General features: G+C 68.0%; 17 protein-coding genes. 9 read left to right on the forward strand and 8 right to left on the reverse strand.

From position 1 onward, the window contains the following. Nucleotides 1-42 precede the first annotated feature (42 nt). Nucleotides 43-816, forward strand: coding sequence for a LytR/AlgR family response regulator transcription factor (locus ACZ45O_RS01165; RefSeq protein WP_464857606.1), 774 nt, complete (start codon nucleotides 43-45; stop codon nucleotides 814-816). A gap of 111 nt (nucleotides 817-927) precedes the next feature. Next, complete coding sequence (locus ACZ45O_RS01170; RefSeq protein WP_464855148.1) at nucleotides 928-1,209, forward strand: hypothetical protein; 282 nt, start codon at nucleotides 928-930, stop codon at nucleotides 1,207-1,209. A gap of 52 nt (nucleotides 1,210-1,261) precedes the next feature. Here the strand turns inward: ACZ45O_RS01170 and ACZ45O_RS01175 are convergent, their stop codons facing one another. Next, nucleotides 1,262-3,022, reverse strand: coding sequence for a stalk domain-containing protein (locus tag ACZ45O_RS01175; protein ID WP_464855149.1), 1,761 nt, complete (start codon nucleotides 3,020-3,022; stop codon nucleotides 1,262-1,264). A gap of 147 nt (nucleotides 3,023-3,169) precedes the next feature. Further along, entirely contained in the window at nucleotides 3,170-3,733 is a 564-nt protein-coding gene (gene folE / locus ACZ45O_RS01180; RefSeq protein ID WP_464855150.1) for a GTP cyclohydrolase I FolE, read from the reverse strand. A 243-nt stretch (nucleotides 3,734-3,976) separates the two neighbouring features. On the opposite strand from folE, the gene ACZ45O_RS01185 reads away from it, so the two are divergent. Then, on the forward strand, nucleotides 3,977-4,408 hold the full coding sequence (locus tag ACZ45O_RS01185) for a DUF2203 family protein (protein WP_464855151.1): 432 nt from the start codon (nucleotides 3,977-3,979) through the stop codon (nucleotides 4,406-4,408). Between the two features lie 60 nt (nucleotides 4,409-4,468). Here ACZ45O_RS01185 and ACZ45O_RS01190 read toward each other — a convergent pair whose 3' ends face one another. The 4 genes from ACZ45O_RS01190 to ACZ45O_RS01205 form a co-directional block, all read right to left on the reverse strand. Then, a complete protein-coding gene (locus ACZ45O_RS01190) occupies nucleotides 4,469-5,755 on the reverse strand; it encodes a (Fe-S)-binding protein (RefSeq protein ID WP_464855152.1) in 1,287 nt (428 codons plus the stop codon). Then, a complete protein-coding gene (locus ACZ45O_RS01195; protein WP_464855153.1) occupies nucleotides 5,752-7,164 on the reverse strand; it encodes an FAD-binding oxidoreductase in 1,413 nt (470 codons plus the stop codon). The genes ACZ45O_RS01190 and ACZ45O_RS01195 overlap by 4 nt, the downstream gene beginning before the upstream one ends. A gap of 146 nt (nucleotides 7,165-7,310) precedes the next feature. Beyond that, nucleotides 7,311-7,649, reverse strand: a complete 339-nt coding sequence (locus tag ACZ45O_RS01200) for a hypothetical protein (RefSeq protein ID WP_464855154.1) — start codon at nucleotides 7,647-7,649, stop codon at nucleotides 7,311-7,313. 180 nt (nucleotides 7,650-7,829) lie between these two features. Continuing rightward, nucleotides 7,830-8,675, reverse strand: a complete 846-nt coding sequence (locus ACZ45O_RS01205; protein WP_464855155.1) for a DUF2268 domain-containing putative Zn-dependent protease — start codon at nucleotides 8,673-8,675, stop codon at nucleotides 7,830-7,832. A 161-nt stretch (nucleotides 8,676-8,836) separates the two neighbouring features. Between ACZ45O_RS01205 and modA the strand changes: the two genes are divergently transcribed. From modA to ACZ45O_RS01220, 3 genes are read left to right on the forward strand one after another with little or no spacing between them, the layout of a single operon-like run. Further along, nucleotides 8,837-9,679 carry a molybdate ABC transporter substrate-binding protein gene (gene modA / locus ACZ45O_RS01210; RefSeq protein ID WP_464855156.1) on the forward strand — a complete coding sequence of 281 codons (843 nt, stop codon included), beginning with the start codon at nucleotides 8,837-8,839 and terminating at the stop codon, nucleotides 9,677-9,679. Then, complete coding sequence (modB, locus tag ACZ45O_RS01215) at nucleotides 9,679-10,359, forward strand: molybdate ABC transporter permease subunit (protein WP_464855157.1); 681 nt, start codon at nucleotides 9,679-9,681, stop codon at nucleotides 10,357-10,359. The genes modA and modB overlap by 1 nt, the downstream gene beginning before the upstream one ends. Nucleotide 10,360: 1 nt before the next feature. Further along, nucleotides 10,361-11,440: an ABC transporter ATP-binding protein gene (locus ACZ45O_RS01220; protein ID WP_464855158.1), complete on the forward strand. Its 1,080-nt coding sequence runs from the start codon at nucleotides 10,361-10,363 to the stop codon at nucleotides 11,438-11,440. Nucleotides 11,441-12,626: 1,186 nt separating this feature from the next. On the opposite strand, the gene ACZ45O_RS01225 is transcribed toward ACZ45O_RS01220, so the two are convergent. Next, a complete protein-coding gene (locus tag ACZ45O_RS01225) occupies nucleotides 12,627-12,806 on the reverse strand; it encodes a hypothetical protein (protein WP_464855159.1) in 180 nt (59 codons plus the stop codon). A 127-nt stretch (nucleotides 12,807-12,933) separates the two neighbouring features. Between ACZ45O_RS01225 and ACZ45O_RS01230 the strand changes: the two genes are divergently transcribed. The 3 genes from ACZ45O_RS01230 (at nucleotide 12,934) to ACZ45O_RS01240 (ending at nucleotide 15,907) form a co-directional block, all read left to right on the forward strand. After that, the gene (locus ACZ45O_RS01230; protein WP_464855160.1) at nucleotides 12,934-14,121 is read left to right on the forward strand and encodes a trans-sulfuration enzyme family protein; all 1,188 of its coding nucleotides are present in this window, start codon (nucleotides 12,934-12,936) and stop codon (nucleotides 14,119-14,121) included. 251 nt (nucleotides 14,122-14,372) lie between these two features. Then, nucleotides 14,373-15,362, forward strand: a complete 990-nt coding sequence (locus tag ACZ45O_RS01235) for a cation diffusion facilitator family transporter (RefSeq protein ID WP_464855161.1) — start codon at nucleotides 14,373-14,375, stop codon at nucleotides 15,360-15,362. Nucleotides 15,363-15,394: 32 nt separating this feature from the next. Beyond that, entirely contained in the window at nucleotides 15,395-15,907 is a 513-nt protein-coding gene (locus tag ACZ45O_RS01240) for a YajQ family cyclic di-GMP-binding protein (protein ID WP_464855162.1), read from the forward strand. A gap of 187 nt (nucleotides 15,908-16,094) precedes the next feature. On the opposite strand, the gene ACZ45O_RS01245 is transcribed toward ACZ45O_RS01240, so the two are convergent. After that, nucleotides 16,095-18,179 carry a bifunctional metallophosphatase/5'-nucleotidase gene (locus ACZ45O_RS01245; protein WP_464855163.1) on the reverse strand — a complete coding sequence of 695 codons (2,085 nt, stop codon included), beginning with the start codon at nucleotides 18,177-18,179 and terminating at the stop codon, nucleotides 16,095-16,097. Nucleotides 18,180-18,211: the final 32 nt, after the last annotated feature.

The raw sequence follows: 18,211 nt of genomic DNA on the forward strand, positions 1-18,211 counted from the left end.
GGTGAGGAAAGAGTCCCTGCTGAGAAGGAGCGTAGGTTGCCAATGGTGCTGAGGGCCCTGATCGTTGACGACGAATACCCGGCCCGGATGGAACTGCGGTACCAGCTCAGCCAGTTCCCCGACGTCGAGGTCATCGGTGAGGCGACCAACGCTCGCGAGGCAATGACCCTGATCAACGCGCTGGACTACGACGTCATCTTTCTCGACGTGCAGATGCCGGGCATGACCGGCCTCGAGCTGGCCAAGAGCCTGAAGGGTCGCCCTGTCGTGCCGAAGGTCGTCTTCGTCACCGCCTATGAAAACTACGCGGTGTCGGCCTTTGAGATCCCGGCGACGGACTACCTGCTGAAGCCGATCGAGGCCGAGCGGCTGGCCGAGACGATTCAGCGGCTGCGTGAGGCCAAGGAGGGCGGCGCCGGCGACGGCCGGGGGGAGGCGGGCGATTCCGCGGACCGGTCCGCCGCCGAGAGCAAGCCGCAACTCACGTTCCTCATGTGCGAGAAGGATGAGAAGCAGATCCCGCTGCCCCTCAATGAGATCGTCTACATCTTCTCCGAAGGCTATAACGTATACGTTCAGACCTACTCCGAGCGTCTTCTGACCCGCCACACCCTTCAGGAGCTGACGGAGCGGCTGCCCTCGTCGCAGTTCTTCCGCAGCCACCGTTCCTACTTGGTGAACATCTATCAGGTGAAGGAGATCAGTCCATACTTCAACGGAGCGTATATCCTAAAGCTGAAGGACAAGGAGCACTCCGAGGTGATCGTCAGCCGATCCAACGTCAAGCGCATGAAGCAGCTCTTTTCGATGGGCTGATGGGACATACGGGCCTGTTCGGTTCCCCGCGCGCCCTCAGTTGGGCGCGCGCATTTGGCCGTTCGGACCGGCAGGAGGAACGCAAAGTTTGGCGAAAAAGACCATGCCGAGGTGCGGAGAGGAGAGATGAACGTGGCCTACTTCGAGCGCCTGACCCCAACCCGCTGGCCGGCCGACGCGCACATCCAGACGCCCTGCGATCCGCTGGTCGCAGCGGCCGAGTTCAGCTATGCCAACCCTGACTTTTCAGGCCTTCTTGAGGTCAGCGTACAGGGGCTGGTAGGGGGGCGCCCGGTGCTCACGCCCGTTCTGGTGCAGGTCGACGGCCCTGGGCGCTGTCGGCTGGCTCCTCCCGACACCGGCGTCGTCGTGCCCACGCACGAACTCGTGTGAACACGAAAACAGCCGCCCTCCCACGCTGCGGGAGGGCGGCTTTTCTCATGCCCTATTTCAGGAGCCACGACTGGTCAGCCAGGACGAAGCCGTGATCCATCAGGCTGTAGGCCTCGCTGTACAGCCCGCTCCGGCTCTCGGCGCCGAGCAGCACGAGCAGCACCTCGCGGCCGTCGCGCCAGGCCGAGGCGACCAGCGTGTAGCCGGCCTTCTCGGTCCAGCCGTTCTTCACGCCCGTCGCCCCCGGGTACCGGAGCACGAAAAGGTTGCTGTTGGTGAGCAGCCGATTGCCGAAGGGGCCGGGGATCGTCCACTGCGGCGGGTACATGTAGGACCGGAACAGCGGGTTGTGGAGCCCCGCCAGGGAGATGATGGCCAGGTCCTCGGCGGTGGAGTAGGGATCCACCCAGTCGTCGAGCCCGGAGGAGGTGACGAAGTAGGTGTCGTGTGCGCCCAGCTCCGCGGCGCGCCAGTTCATGCGCTGGGCAAAGGCTTCCTCGGAGCCGGCGAGGTGTTCGGCGATGGCGACGGCGGCGTCGTTGCCCGATACCAGCATCAGCCCGTAGAGCAGCTCGCGCAGGGTGCGCTGCTCACCCGACCGCAGGTAGACGCTGGTGCCGGGCTGGTTGGCGGCGTTCCAGCTGACCGTGACCACCGCGTCCGGATCGCCCTGCTCGACCGCCAGGAGGGCGGTCATGATCTTGGTGGTCGAGGCGATCGCACGGGGGGTGCGGGCGTTGTGCTCGCTGAGCACGGCGCCGGTGGCCACATCCACCAGGATGAACGCGGGCGCGGCCACATCGGGCACGCAGGTGGTGCCGCCGGCGGAGCCCAGGGTGGCTGTGCGGGTGGCATCGGACCAGGAGAGGGGCACACCCAGGAGGTCCGCCACGTCGCGCGCGGCCACCAGCGGCCGGCCGCCGACCAGAAGCGGGGCGGCGGTGAGGGGGACCGGCTCATCGTTCAGGGTGGCATTCGTGGAATCCGGCGTGAGGACGAGCCTGCGGCCGCCCAGCTCCGCGGCGATCGCCGTGCCGTCGCCGGCGCGGCTGACCGAGCCGCCCAGGGCTTTCACCGTCTCCACCAGCGGAACGAAGGTCAGGCTGTTCACCAGCGGCACAGCCCCGATACAGCGCCCGCCGGCCTGAAGGTAGACCCGGTCCTCCAGCAAGTGGAGCAGCGGCTGAACCACCGGCTGGGTGTCCAGCGTGCGGGTGTAGCGGTTCGCGACCCAGCCGCGAACGCCGCCGGGCAGCGCCACCTCCGTCCACTCCGACCCCGGCTCCTCGCTGAGGATGTCGAGCCGGGTGCCCAGGGGCACCGTCGTCAGAATCGGGGCGGAGGTGCTGGGCTCCTGGCGCACATTCAGCGGTCCGTCGATGACCTCCAGCTGGCCCGGGGGCTGAGTCTTGACCGTGACGGTGCGCGTGGCGCCGTCGTAACCCACCTCGGCCCCGAGTCCTTCGGAGAGGAAGCGGAGGGGGATGTAGGTGCGATCGGCGATGAGCTGCGCCGGAACGTCCAGCGGGACCTCCTGCCCGTCCACCTGCGCGGTCATCTCACCGATCCTCAGGGATACCGTGCGCTCGCCCAGGGTGGCCGTGACCAGGTTGGGCGGCTCCCAGCCCACCTCCGCGCCGAGCGACTCGAGGTAGGCCCGCATGGGCACCAGCACGCGATCGTTCTGCAGAATCGGGGTCTGCGGAAGGTAAAGTTCCCGTTCATTCACATAGAGCGAGAGCGGCTGCGCGTCGGCCGCGAGGGCCGGCGCTCCGTTTACGAGCAGGGCCGTCGCCGCGAGCAGCGCTGCCACCTTATTGCGTATCGGCAAGGTGTGTCACCTCAATAACCATATCACTATGTGATTGGACGGGACGTGCCATATTTGGGTTCCGTCACTTCCGCAGGGTATTGGTGGAAAGGAGAAATCCTCCGCAACCGGCAGGTCGCGGAGGATTTCCTACACCGTGCCTCGGATGAGGGCCATCGCCTCGGCCCGGGTCGCTTCGCTGGTCTGGAACACGCCCCTCACCGCCGATGTGATGGTGGAGGCCCCGGGCTTGCGGACGCCCCGCATGGTCATGCACATGTGCTCGGCCTCCACAACGACGAGGACGCCCATCGGGTTCAGGTGCTCCATGAGCAGGTCCGCGATCTGCGAGGTCAGCCGCTCCTGGAGTTGCGGCCGCCGGGAGAAGTCCTCGACGATGCGCGCCAGCTTCGAGAGCCCCACCACCCGCCCGCTGCGCGGGATATACGCCACGTGCGCCTTGCCGAAGAACGGCAGCAGGTGGTGTTCGCACATGGATTCAAAGGAGATGTCCCGGACGATGACCATCTCCTCATGGTCCTCGTTGAAGATCGCCGAAAGCCGCTCAGCCGGGTCCCGGTGAAGCCCGGCGAACACCTCCTCGTAGAAATCGGCTACTCGCCGCGGCGTCTCCAGCAGCCCCTCCCGGTCCGGGTCCTCGCCGACCGCTTCCAGGATCATCCGTACCGCCTGCTGAATCTTTGCCTTGTCCACGGCCACCCGTGGTCACCGCCTTTCCGTGTCACGACGTCGCCGCCTGCCGGGGCGCGTTGAGGGCGGACTGCAGGGGTCCACCTCATCTTTGGACGGACGCTCTGTGTTGAGTGGTACTGCCTACATGAATGGTTCGCCTCCAGGAGGGCCCGGAGGCACCAAGTGTTTGACTTCTTCCCGTCTCACTCCGTATAATGCGCGTAAACGGGCGGCGCGAGCGCCGAGGGAAGGTGGGGATGAGTGATGGGCAACCGCTACTATACGCCAGCAGAAGTGAACCGTCTCATTCCCGAGCTGGAGCGCATCATCGCGTACCTCCGGCGCCTGGATGCCGAGATTCAGGAGAAGGACTGGCGCCTGAGGCAGCGGAAGGTGGAAGCCCGGCGGCGGGACGACAAGATTGACACCTACACCTTCCTGAAGGAGGAGGCTGAACTCGACTTTCTCAGGATTCTCTCCCGCGGTCAGTGCGACCGGATACGGGAGCTGGGTGGCGAGTTGAAGGGGGGCTACCTCGTGGACTTCCCGGCCATCATAGACGGGCAGGAGGTGCTGCTCTGCTGGCGGCCGGGCGAGCCCGAGGTGCGCTGGTACCACGGCCTGCACGAGGGGATGATGGGGCGCAAGCCGCTCCCGGAATATGTGGAGGAATCGCCGGAGGATCCGGAGGAATAGACGGCGGTCCCGCCTTGCCCGGCGGGACCGCCTTTTTCGGAGTCTCCCATGACCCGGCCGTCACGCCTCTTCGCCGGCGGGCGCGGCCTTGCGCACCGCCTCGGCGACGACGTCGGCGATGTGCCGCACCTGCACCTGATCGGCCAGGCCAGCCCGCTGGATGCCCTCCAGCATCTCCAGGTGGCACGGGGTGTTGGCCACCACCAGGGTCGAGGCGCCGGTCTCGCGGACCTTCTCGCTCTTGTCGTCCAGGATCCGGTCCGACATCAGCGCCTGCGTGATCATGTAGGTACCCGCAGCGCCGCAGCAGCGGTCGGCCTCAGGCAGCTCGACGAACCGGGCGCCGGGCAGGGCCTTCAGCAGGTTGCGGGGCGGGGCGGCCACCTTCTGCACGTTGCGCAGGTGGCAGGAGTCCTGGTACGTGTAGGTGCCCGGCATCTCGCCCATCGGGACCGGGCCCAGCTGCTCGACCAGTTCGGAGAAGTCGCGGCAGCGGGCGGAGAAGGCGCGGGCGCGGTCCGCCCAGTCCGGGTCGTCGGCCAGCAGCTTGTCGTACTCCCGCAGCGCGGCGCCGCAGCCGCCGGCCGTGCTTACGATGAAGTCGTAGCCGCCCGCCTCGAACGCAGCGATGTTCCGCTTGGCCTGCTCGACGGCCATCGCGTGCTCGCCGGCGTGGCTGTGCACGGCGCCGCAGCAGCCCTGGCCCGCGGGCAGCTCGACATCGCAACCCAGCCGGGTGAGCACGTCGATCGCGTTCTGGTTGGTCTCGAAGAAGACAATGTCCGAGAGGCAGCCCAGGAAGAAGGCGACCCGGTACCTGCGGGCGCCGACGGCGGGGTAGGCTGGCTTGCGGGCGGCCCGCTGCGCCGGCGAGGCCACCGGCGGGATGACCTTCTCCATGTCGGCCAGCCCCTTGCCGCCGATCTTCTCCACCAGGTTCAGGCGGCGGACCAGGCTGCTCAGGTGCAGCTTCTGGTAGAGCCACAGGGCCCAGGCGGAGAACTTGATGCCGCCGGGCGTTCCCAGGAGCCAGCGGTACGCCCAGCGCACGACGCCGGGCAGGGGCCTGACTTCGGCCAGCTGCGCCCGGCCCTGCTCCAGGATGGCGCCGTAGGTGACGCCCGCCGGGCAGGCGGGCTCGCAGGCGCGGCAGCCGAGGCAGGCATCCAGCGGATCGGCGATGTCCAGGATGTCCAGCTTGTCCTCCATGACCGCGCGCATGAGGGCGATGCGGCCGCGCGGGCTGGCCGACTCCACCTGCTTCTCCCGGTAGGTGGGGCAGGCGGGCAGGCAGAACCCGCAGCGCATGCAGTTGAGGACCAAGTCCTCTGAAATCTGCACCTTCACTGGCGCACCACCACCCGCTTCCGGGTCTCGCCCGCGAAGAGCTTGCCCGGGTTCAGAATGTGGTGCGGATCGAAGGCCTTCTTGATGTTCTTCATGAGTTCGATGCCCACAGGCCCGACCTTCCACTCCAGGTAAGGCGACTTCGCCTCGCCCACGCCGTGCTCGCCGGTGATGGTGCCGCCCAGTTCCAGCGCGGCGGCGAAGATCTCCGCAAACGCCTGCTCGACGCGCTCCAGCTCTTCCTTATTCCGCTCGTCGGTCATGCAGGTGGGGTGGAGGTTGCCGTCGCCGGCGTGGCCGAAGGTGCAGATATCCAGCCGGTACTTCTCGGCGATGCGCTGGATTTGGGCCACCATGGGCGCGATCTGGCTGCGGGGCACGGTAGCGTCTTCAAGGATGGTGGTGGGCTTGCGCCGGGCCAGGGCCGAGAGCGCCCACCGGCGGGCCTGCATCAGCCGGTCCTGCTCGGCCGGGTCGCTTGCGTGCTCGACGTTGGTGGCGCCCTCCTGCCGGCAGATCTCGGCGATGCGGGCGATGTCGGCGTCGCACACCGACGCCGGGCCGTCCTGCTGGATCAGCAGCAGCGCGGCGGCGTCAGTGGGCAGGCCGAGGCCGACGTATTCCTCAACGGCGCGGATGGTGCCGTTGTCCATGAACTCCAGGGTGCAGGGGATGATGCGCGCGGCGATGATCTTGCTGACTGCCCGGGCGGCGGCCTCCATGTCGGGGAAGGCGGCCAGGGCAGTCCGCTTGGTCTCGGGCATCGGCAGCAGCTTCAGGGTCACCTCGGTGACGATGCAGAGCGTGCCCTCAGAGCCGCAGATCAGCTTCACCAGGTCGTAGCCGGCCACGTCCTTCACGTTCTTGCCGCCGGCGCGGAAGATGCGGCCGTCGGCCGTCACCGCCGTGAGCCCCATTACGTAGTCCTTGGTCACGCCGTATTTCAGACCCCGCAGCCCGCCGGCAGACTCCATCACGTTGCCGCCCAGGGTGGAGGAGGTCATCGAACCCGGGTCGGGCGGGTAGAAGAGGCCGACCGCCTCCACGGCCTTGTGGAGGTCGGCGGTGATGACCCCGGCCTCCGCGGTGGCCGTGAGGTTCTCCTGGTCGATCTCCAGGATCTTGTTCATACGGTTCAGGGAGAGGACGATGCCGCCTTCCGCAGGCACTGTGCCCGCGGCCAGGTTGGTGCCGGCGCCCCGGGTGTGCACGGGAATGCGGTGCTCATGGGCAACCCGCATGACCGCGGCGACCTCCTCGGTGGTCCTGGGCAGAACCACAGCGTCGGGGAGCCGCTGGTAGAGCGGTGTGGCATCGTAGGAGTAGGCCACAAGGTCTGCCTTGCTGGTCAGGCACCACTCTTCGCCGACTGCCGCCTGAAGCGCGGAGAGGATTTCCGGCCTGAGCATGGTCTCGCCTTCCTTTCACGTGGGAGTTTACGAGTGCCACCGGTCTGATGGTCGGGCCTCTTACAGGCTAATCATAATACATGGCACGGTTCCTGTCCCGAGAAAAATGAAGAACGAGGAGCGTTCGGCTCCTCGTCGCTCGGGGGCTACTCGGCCTGCCCCAGGGACTTCTTGGCCAGATACGCGGCCATCATGCGGTCGAAGGTCGCCTGGCTGTATGGGTACGAGACAACGGTCATCAGGATCACGTCTCCACCGCTGCGCTGCAGGTGCGCCGTGTCGCACTGGGATCCGTCGGCCAGATCTTCCAGAAACGCCTCCATGACCGTCGTCGCCGCTTCCTCGGTGAACGGCTTCTCCAGCCCCATCTCCTGGCAGATCTTCTTGTACTGCTGCTCAGAGAGCTTCAGGTCCAGGTACTGCTGGATGTAAACCCGCGGTTTTCCCCGCTCGGTCGTGACGCCCTTCCAACGATCGCCGGCCACAGCGCAGGACCCCCTTTCCCCCTCAGTATAATGGCCTGCCGGACCCATCTCAACTCGAGTTGCGCAGGCCGGAGTCAGTTGAAGCGTTGCAGGAGCCGCAGTCGGCTCGGGCAGAGCATGAGGAATCAGCCCGGGCTGCGCATGAACCGGGCTCTGCCCCCGGCAGCGCACGAGCGGGAGTCAGCCCAGGCGGCGCAGGATCTCGGCTGACGGCATGCAGAGCAACTCGCGCATTGCAGATGTGCCGTACCGCTCCAGGAAGCGGCGGCAGAGCGAGTAACCCACCCAATATCCGCTGATGGGCGCGTCCACGGCGAAGTAGCGGGTGAAGGCGGCCATACCGCCCGTACCGAACTCCCGGGCGGCGGCGGCGAGAACCGCGGCATCGTGCGCCCGGTGCCAGGACAGCCGGGCCGGGTCCATGAACGTCGCCAGGGTCTCCCTGCCCAGCAGCAGGTCGGTGAAGAGCAGGGCGGTTCCCTCCAGCATCACCATGTCCAGCAGGCTCAGGCCCTGAGGGGAGGGGGGCAGGCCCAGGGCTTCCATCCGCACGGCGTGCGCCGCCTCGTGGGGCAGCATCTCCTCCACCTCATCCGGGCGGTACCAGTACCGGGGGCCCGGGGGCGGCGCGGGCGAGAAGCGCTCCAGGCCCAGGGCGATGGCGGGCCGCCCGCCGACCGAGATCGTCGCGGCGGGCGCGACGAAGAAGAGCGTCGCCAGGTAGACATCCGGCAACCGCCCGGGGAGCAGGGGCCGCAGCCTGGCCATGATGGACCGGACCCGCTCCTCCATGCGGTAGCCCGGGGCCGGGCTGAGGGCGAGGTGCAGGGCAGGCGCCAGGCGGGTGACGAGTGCGGGCAGCCCCTCCCGCCCCAGCAGAGCAGGTCCGTAGGTCTCAGCGAAGCCGTCGAAGTATTCCCGGTGCGGGCGGTAGGCCAAGTGGTGGAAGGCCGGCCACAGGGGTGACCCCCGCGCCGCCGCCTCCAGGCTGCGCAGGACGTCGCAGTACACGGGCGTGATGCGCACGCGGACCACCTCGGGCCCAGCCTATGCGGGGAAGGGGGGTGGCGCCCCCGCGGGTCGATCATGTGCCCTAACCGGATATTGATACGCTGGTGCCGTGCCGCGGGGAAGCAGGTGTGGTAAGGTGACACTGAATACTTCGCGGCGAAAGGAAGATACGCGGCATGAAACGTCGTCTGGTTGTCCTCCTGGCCGTGCTGCTGGTGGCTGCGGGCTGCGGCCAGCGGGGACCGGCGGGACCCGGTCCTGCGGACAGCGGCCCCGGCGCGGACCCCCGCAGCGGGGGTGGCGCGTTCCCCGGCGGCGGTGGCGGCGCGGCCCGCACGCTGACCGTCGCGGCGGCCTCAGACCTGCACTTCGCCTTCGCAGAGATCGGAGCGCTGTTTGAGGAGCAGACGGGGGTGGAGGTGACGTTCACCTTCGGGGCCAGCGGCAACCTGGCCAGCCAGATCGAGAACGGCGCCCCCGTCGACCTGTTTGCCGCCGCCGACACGAGCTACGTCGACCGGCTGATCGAGGCCGGGGCGCTCCTCCCCGAGACCCGGCGGGTCTACGCCCTGGGGCACCTGGTGCTGGCATCGAGCATCCGGGCCGGCGCGGAGGCGGACGAGCTGACCGACCTGCTCGACCCGGCGATCGTGCACGTCGCCATCGCGAACCCGGGCCACGCCCCGTACGGCCGCGCCGCCCGGGAGGCGCTGGAGAGCGCCGGGCTGTGGGAGGCCCTGCAACCGAAGCTCGTGCTGGGCGAGAACGTGCGGCAGGCCCTACAGTTCATCGAAACCGGCAACGCCGAGGCGGGACTGGTGCCGCTCTCGCTGGCCGATGTAGCCGATATCACCTACGTGGCCGTGGATCCGTCGCTCTACACGCCGCTGGAGCAGGCCCTGGCGGTGGTGGCCGGCAGCCCGAACGAGGCCGACGCCCGCCGCTTCGCCGAACTGGTCACGGGGCCTGAGGGGCGGGCGGTGCTGGAGCGGTACGGCTTCGGCCTGCCACCGGAGTGATGGCCGTGGCGGACTTCCGTGCGATCGACTGGTTCCCGGTGCTCCTCTCGCTGCGGGTGGCCTTCCTGGCCACCCTGTTCGCCGCGCTCCTGGGCGTGCCGCTGGCCTACGGCCTGGCCCGGCGGCGCCTTCCGGCGCCGGGGCTCCTCTCGGCGCTGACGACCCTGCCTCTGGTCCTGCCGCCCACGGTGCTGGGCTACTACCTGCTGCTGCTCATCGGTCGGCAGAGCCCGCTGGGCAGGCTGCTGGAGGGGTGGGGCATCAGCCTGGTCTTCACCTGGCAGGCGGCGGTGCTGGCGGCCACGGTGGTCTCGTTCCCGCTGGTGGTGCGTTCGGCGCAGGCGGCCTTCGAGTCGGTGGACCCGGCTCTGGAGGCGGCCGCGCGGACCCTGGGCCGGTCGGAGGCGGCCATCTTCTTCACGGTGACGGTGCCGCTGGCCTGGCGGGGCATCCTGGCCGGGGCGGTGCTCGCCTTTGCCCGCGCCATGGGCGAGTTCGGCGCGACGCTGATGGTCGCGGGCAACATCCCCGGCCGGACCCAGACGCTCTCCGTGGCCATTTACGACGCGGTGCAGGCTGGACAGTACTCCCTGGCCAACAACCTGGTGCTGCTGATCAGCATGGTGAGCGTGGGTGTGCTGGCCTTGCTGGCGCGCATTGGCGATGGGAGGGGGCGGTGAGGTGCTGACCTGTCAGATTGAGAAGCGATTCGGGCCGTTCCACCTGCAGGTGGACCTGACCGTGGGACGCCACATCACCGCCCTCTTCGGCCCCTCCGGCTCCGGGAAGAGCCTGACGCTGCAGGCGATCGCCGGGCTGGTGCGGCCTGACCGGGGCGTCATCCGGCTGAACGAGCGGACCTTGTTCGACGCCGCCGCCGGCGTCAACCTGCCCCCACAGTCCCGCCGGGTCGGCTACGTACAGCAGCACTACGCCCTCTTCCCGCACATGACCGTGCTACAAAACGTCGCCTACGGGCTGCACCGGCTGCCCGGGAATGAACGGCTGGAGCGGGCCGCCGCCGCCCTGGCCAGCGTCGGTCTGGCGGGCTTCGAAGGGCGGCGGCCGGCCGAACTCTCGGGAGGGCAGCAGCAGCGGGTCGCCCTGGCCCGTGCCCTGGTCACCCGACCGGAGGTGCTGCTGTTGGACGAGCCCTTTGCCGCGCTGGATGACGTGACGCGCCGGTCGCTCCACAGTCAGCTGCTCTCTCTGTTGGGGGAGCTGCAGATTCCGACGCTCCTGGTCACGCACCAGCTGCAGGAGGCCTACGCGCTCAGCCGGAGCATCGCGGTGTATGAGGCGGGCCGGGTCGTGCAGGTGGGGCCCCGCTCCGAGGTCTTCCAGCACCCCGCCACCCTGGGCGCGGCGGCCCAGATGGGCTTTCACAACCGGCTCAGCGGCGTGGTGACTGCGGCCGATCCGGCCGGCACCCGGGTCCGCGTCGGCGGCCACGTGCTGCTGGCCCCCGCAGGCGATCTGCGCCCGGGGCAGCACGTCGTCTGCGCCATCCGCCCGGAGCACATCATGTTCGTGCGGAAGGACCGGCCGCTCCGGGAGCCGGCGGAGAACCTGCTGTCGGGCGAGATCGTGGACGAGATCGACTACGGTGGCGACGTGGTGCTGTTTTTCCGTTCAGACCCGCCGGGGGTTGACTTGCAGGTGAGCCTGCCGGGGTACGTGTACGAGCGGCTGAACCTGGCGGAGGAGAAGCGCTGGGAAGTGGTGCTGCGGAGGCGGTATTTGAGGATTTATCGGGTGTGACGTGTGGGCAGTGGGCTGTGGGTTGCTCGCGGCTGATTGGGCCGTGGGTGTGAGCCGTTTGCGGTAAGAGGTGGGTTCAGCCGTAGGTGAGCCGCCCCCTCGAAGCGCGTCCGTAGACTCAGGGCCTCCGCAGGGCCGCTCGGAACCGTCACTTTTTCGCTTGCGATTTCTGGCCAAAGCGAAAAACTTGCGGTTCCCATCCGGGGGATCGCCCGGGGTGTCGCCCGCCCCGGCCCCGCCGCCGCGTTACGTCAACTCAGGGGCGATCTTATGTTACCTAGACGCTGCTTGGTCTTGTTGGTCTTGCTCTGCAGGCGGCGTCGGAGCCCTGCAGCCTCGCCTGAGTCACCTGGGAACCGTCACTTTTTCGCTTGCGATTTCTGGGCAAAGCGCAAAACTTGCGGTTCCCATCCTGGGGATCGCCCGGGGTGTCGCCCGCCCCGTCCCCGCCGCCGCGTTACGTCAACTCAGGGGCGATCTTATGTTACCTAGACGCTGCTTGGTCTTGTTGGTCTTGCTCTGCAGGCGGCGTCGGAGCCCTGCAGCCTCGCCTGAGTCACCTGGGAACCGTCACTTTCTCGCTTTCGATTTCTGGGCAAAGCGCAAAACTTGCGGTTCCCATCCAGGGGATCGCCCGGGGTCTCGCCCGCCCCGGCCCCGCCGCCGCGTTACGTCAACTGGAAGGCCATCTTATGTCACCATGACGCCGCTCGGCGTCGGCGTTTTCGAGTTGCAGGCAGCGTGGGAGCCCTGCAGCGTCACCGGAGCCACCTGGGAACCGTCACTTTTTCGCTTGCGATTTCTGGGCAAAGCGCAAAACTTGCGGTTCCCATCCTGGGGATCGCCCGGGGTGTCGCCCGCCCCGGCCCCGCCGCCGCGTTACGTCAACTGGAAGGCCATCTTATGTCACCATGACGCCGCTCGGCGTCGGCGTTTTCGAGTTGTAGGCGGCGTATGCAGCCCCTCAGCCCACCAGAGCCACCTGGGAACCGTCACTCTTTCACCTTCGCCTTCCGCCAGAAGTGAAAAATTTGCGGTGCCCAACCCAGGGGTCGCAGGATCCCACTGCCCGCCGCCAGGCTCCGCCCGTGACGCGTGGTCTACAGGTCATCCTCTGTTACGAGGTGGTGCCCACAACTCACACTGCAGACAAGGAGGGGGACTGCGCCCCCTCCTCGCGGCCTACCTATTGGGATTTCTGCCCGGGGTAGTTGGAGTAGTAGTGCTGGGTGATAGGGACCGTGCGGCGGACCTTCGTCATTCGCAGGTTCCCTTCCACTTTCTCCACGTCCACCGGGTTGTACCGCTGCCGGATCTCCCACTCTTCGATCTCTTGCCTGACTTCGGGTGGCAGAATCTCGGACACGACTGGCACCTCCCAATGAGAGTGAGGCCATGCATTAGCATGCCCCTGCAGCCCGCGCAGGAACGCCGGGCCGCGCCGCCGAAAAGACTTAGACATCTTGATATTGCGGGAAGAGGAGCGAGCAGCCATGCACAGACCTGCACCGGATCCGAGCCGCCGTATGGACACCCTGGCCGCGCACGCAGGCGACGATCCTTTTCGCTTCATGGGCGCCGCCGCGCCGCCCATCTTCGAGACCTCGACGTTCGTGTTCCAGTCAGTCGCCGACGCCATCGCCGCCTTTGCGAATGAGCAGGAGCACTATGTCTACACGCGGCGGCGGAACCCCACCGTGCGGGTGGTGGAAGAGAAGCTGGCGGCGATGGAAGGCGCGGAGGAGTGCCGGCTGTTCGCTTCCGGTATGGCAGCGATCTCCGCCGCGATCCTCTCGTGCGTCAGGGCGGGCGACCACGTGGTCTGCGTCGACACGGCGTACGGCCCGGCGAAAGCGTTCATCACCGGTTATCTCAGCCGGTTCGGCATAACGGCCACGTTGGTGGACGGCCGCGATCCGGCCGAGTGGGAGGCCGCGGTGCGGCCCAACACCCGGCTGTTCTACCTGGAGTCGCCCTCTTCCGGCCTGATGAAACTCCAGGACCTTGCCGCCGTGACGGCGGTGGCCCGGCGGCACGGCATCGCCACCATCTGCGACAATTCGTACTCGACCATGCTACTGCAGCGCCCGCTGGAACTGGGGGTCGACCTGGTCGTCTACTCGGGCAGCAAGTACTTTGGCGGCCACTCCGACGTGCTGGCCGGGGCCATCCTGGGCCCAGCGGAGCGGGTGCGCCAGGTCGGCGACGCTGAGATCCCGCTGCTGGGCGGCGTCATCGGTCCCTTCGAGGCCTGGCTCATCGGCCGCGGGCTCCGCACCCTCCCCGTGCGCATGCGGCAGCATCAGTTGAACGCTGCCAAGGTGGCCGAGTTCCTGGCCGGCCACGACCGGGTCGCCCGGGTGCATTACCCCGGCCACCCGTCTCACCCGCAGTACGAACTGGCCCTCAGGCAGATGCGGGGGGCATCGGGCCTGCTCTCCTTCGAGTTGGACACCCGGGACCTGGAGCAGGCCAGTCGGTTCGTGGACGCGCTGCGCGTTTTCCGGCTTGGGGTCTCCTGGGGCGGGTATGAGTCGCTGGTCTTCTTGCCGATCATCGGCGCGATGCACAAGGCGCCAGAGGCCAACTGGCCCAGCCCGGGCCTCGTGCGCATTCACGTGGGCCTGGAGGACGTGGCCGACCTTATCGCAGACCTGGACCAGGCCTTGCGGGCACTCTAGACCCGGTCCGGAGCGCACCAGCTCCAGACAGCGCGCCCTCAAGACCAGGACAGTGCACCCTCAAGACCAGGACAGTGTGCCCTCAAGACCAGGACAGTGTGCCCTCCAGACCCGGACAGCGCACCCTCCAGACCCGGAGAGCGTGCACTTCGACCTGGATAGCGGGCACAGCATTGTGCCCTGCCCACTCGCACGCAGCCGGGCCCCCTCGCTTCCGCCGGCGCATACTAGAGCGGAAGGGAGGGGGCCCCTTGGCATCCAGCATCTCCGGGGACAGGCGTCAGCAGCTCATCAACCGGGCGGGGCTGCTGACGATCGCCGTCAACGTCAACCTCACCGTGGCCCGCGGGATCGCCGGTTTTCTCGCCGGCTCCACCGCCGTCCTGGCAGATGCGGCCAATTCCGGCACCGACATCCTGGCCACGCTGGTGGTGATCGGCGGCAGCCGGATCGCCGCCCTGCCGCCCGACTTGAACCATCCCTACGGCCACGAGAAGGCCGAGCCGGTCGCGGCGAAGTTCGTGGGCATCATCGTGACCTTAGCGGGGCTGGCGACCGCCGCGGGCGCAGTTCAGGCGCTGCAGGCGGGGGGAGAGCCGGTCGGCCTGCTCGCGGCCCTCGTGACGGTGGTCTCCATCGGCGCCAAGGAGGCGCTGGCCCGGTACCTGACCGGGCTGGGCCGGCGGCTGGGCAGCCAGGCCGTGCTGGCCGACGCGGCGAACCAGCGCACGGACGTGATGGCATCCGCTGCGGCCCTGGCCGGCGCCCTGGGCGGCCGCTTTGGGCTGCCCCTGCTGGACCCGCTCATGGGGCTGCTGGTTTCGGGCCTGATCCTGCGTATGGGGCTCGGCCTGTACTGGCAGGCGGTTCGCGACCTGATGGACCGGGCGCCTGACCGGGAGACTATGGTCGCCATGCGGCAGGCGGCCCTGCAGGTGCCCGGCGTGCAGGTGGTGGGGGAGCTGAAGGCCCGGGTGTTCGGCCCCGGCATCTATGCGGAGTGCAAGGTGAGCGTGGACGGGAACCTGACCGTCGCCCAGGGCCACCGGATCGGCAAGCGGGTGAAGGGGGCCATCATGCGGGCTGTGCCCGAGTGCCGGAACGTGCTGGTGCACGTGAACCCGTACCCCGGGCTGCCGGAAGAGGAGGCGACTGCGAACGAGAGCGGCGAGATGCGCGGCGGGCCCCACCCGTCGGGCGGTGGGGAAGCGTGGGGCGGCGAGACCGATCGCCCTTGTTGACCTATTGTGCTATCATACAGGGCAATCAACCGATGACGAGGTGTTCCCCTGTGGCCGACTTCTCGTTTGATGTGGTATCGAAGGTGAACATGGCGGAGGTCGTCAACGCGGTCGACCAGACCCGGCGGGAGATGAAAGCCCGCTACGACTTCCGCGGCTCTGCCTCCACGATCAGCCTGGATGAGAAAAAGGGCGAGATCACCATCCTCGCCGACGACGAGATGAAGCTGAAAGCCATCATCGACATCCTGCAGACCCGGCTGGTCCGGCGCGGCGTGGGGCTGAAGGCCCTGGACTACGGGCGCGTGGAGGATGCCGCCGGCGGCATGCTGCGCCAGGTGATCGCGCTTCGCCAGGGCATTCCGCAGGAGAAGGCGAAGCAGATGACCGCCGCCATTCGGGCCTCCAAGCTGAAGGTGAAGGCCGAGATCCGCGGCGATGCCATTCGGGTCTCAGGCCCCAAGAAGGACGACCTGCAGGCTGTGATTCGGCTTCTGAAAGGACAGGACTTCGGGCTGGAACTGCAGTTCGTGAACTATCGCTAGGCCGAACCTCGCCAGCAGCCACGGCGAAGGCATTCGAGGATATGCAGCGCGCGGAAGGCCGGTGCGGCGGTGGTCGAGACCGTTCGGGCGGCCAGGCGCCGTTGCCTGAAGGGAAACGCTCCCATACATGTGAAAGGGGCTGTCACGGCAGTCTGCTCTGCCGTGACAGCCCCGCCGTTCTTACCGTTTACTCGGGCGGCAGCCTCAGATCCTCGGGCATGTTGAGCACCTGAATCCGGTTCTGCAGTTCGTAGGTGAGCGGCTCTTCCCCGGCCAGGGCCTTGAAGTGGTCAACCAGAGCGTCCAGCAGGACGATGCCCAGATCGACCTGCCTGTCCACCAGCTCCGCCAGGATGGCGAGGCCGTCGCCGCCGGAGGCCATGAAGTTGTTCACGACCACCTTGTAGGTGGCATCCGGGTCGACCGGCGTGCCGTCGGCCAGCTTCAGTTCGACCACCCGCTCACCCTCGGGCTTGCTGTAGTCCCAGGTGAAGGTGATGCCCGACACCTGCAGCGGACGGGGGCCGCCCTCGTTGTGCAGCCGCTTCACGTAGCCCTCCAGCCCCTGCTCCAGCAGGACCTTCAGCTCGCTGCCGGTCATGTCGACCAGCACCAGCGTGTTGCCGAAGGGGCTGGTGGTGTAGAGGTCGCCCCAGGTGATCATGCCGTTCTCGTCGGGGGTCAGGTGCGCCCGGATGCCCCCGCCGTTGGTGACGGCGATCTGTGCCCCGGGTGCGCCGGCCAGCATGGCGTCGGTGGTGAAGTCGCCCAGCACGCTCTCGCCGGACTGCTCATAAGTGCGGGAGAGCTGGTGGGCCAGCTTGCCCACCGGACGGGCCTTGATCGGCTCGATCTCGGCGGCCCACTTCGCGACCAGGTCTGCCGCCCAGGGGGTCGGGGCCAGCGCCTGGCTCGGGTTCCACACGTCGACGGCTGCCTTGGTCACCTGCTTGTCAGCCCGGTTGATGTAGAGGTCGATGCGGGCGAGGCCCGTGCTGTGGGCGCCCGACTGCACCGCCGGCACCTGGTTGCCATTGGCATCCAGCACATAGCCCGCGGCCATCTCGTGCGAGTGGGCGCCGGTGATGGCGTCAACCTGCTCCGTCACCTGGGCCATCCAGTCGGCGACCTCGCTCACGACCTCGAGCGGCTCCTCGCCCTGGTTGGCCGCACCGTGCGTGACCACCACCACCAGGTCGGCGCCCGCCTCCCGCAGGGCCTTCGCCTCGGCGTTGATCACCGGAGCGGGATCGGCGAACTCGAGTCCCTCCACGTTGGCCGCCAGCACGATGCCCTTCGTCTCGGGGGTGGTGATGCCGATGAAGCCGATGGTGTAGCCGGCCACCTCCAGCGTCGCGGTGGGAACCACCCATTCAGGCCGTTCCTGCGTACCCTCGACGAAGATGTTGGCGGAGATCACCGGATGCTCGGCCGTCTCCAGCAGCCCCAGCAGGGTCGGCACGTTCCAGTCGAACTCGTGGTTGCCCAGGGTGCTGATGGCGACGCCGACCTTGTTGCGCCACTCCTGCACCGAGGCCCCGTTCACCAGATTGGAGATGGGGGTGCCCTGGAAGGTGTCGCCGCCGTCGATCAGCACCGTGTTCGGGTTCTTCAGAAGCTGGCCGGCGATGGCGGTGGTGAAGCGGGCGGCGCCCAGTTCGGCTCCGTTCGGCTCCAGCCGGCCGTGGAAGTCGCTGTACACCAGGAGGCTGATCTTGTCGGTGCCCTCGGGCAGGACCTCCGGCAGGGCCAGGCTGATCAGCTTGGCAGCCTCACCGAAGGTGATCGGGGCGTCCAGGTCCAGCTCGCCCGTGTCGCGGCCCAGCACCACGCCGCGGAGCAGCAGGAACGCCAGGGCCGTGCGGGTGGCCTCGTCCGCCGCCGCTGCGTCGGCGTAGCCTTCCAGCACGCGCAGATCCGCGCCGGCCAGATCCTCACCGGCCACGGCCTGCGCCAGCATCCGCATGGCCTCGCCCCGGGTAAGCGGTCCCTCAGCCTGATCGGCCAGGGATGCGCCGGCCCGCTCCAGCAGCGCGCGGAAGGTCGGCGCGGCCAGTTGGGCGTTCAGATCGAGGTCTGCTGCGTCTTCGGTCGCGATGATGCCGCCTGCAATCAGCTCGCAGGCATAGGGTGCTGCCCAGTGGTCGCCCAGATCGCAGTCCGTGGCGGCTGCGGGCACCACCGGCGCCGCGTGCGCACCGGCGGGCAGCGCGAGAACCGAGACCATCAATGCAACGATTCCCGATGTGAGGAGCCGCATCAACCGGTTCATGGTATGCCTCCTTCTCCAGCGCCTGAGGCGCG

Source organism: Symbiobacterium turbinis (assembly GCF_055383075.1).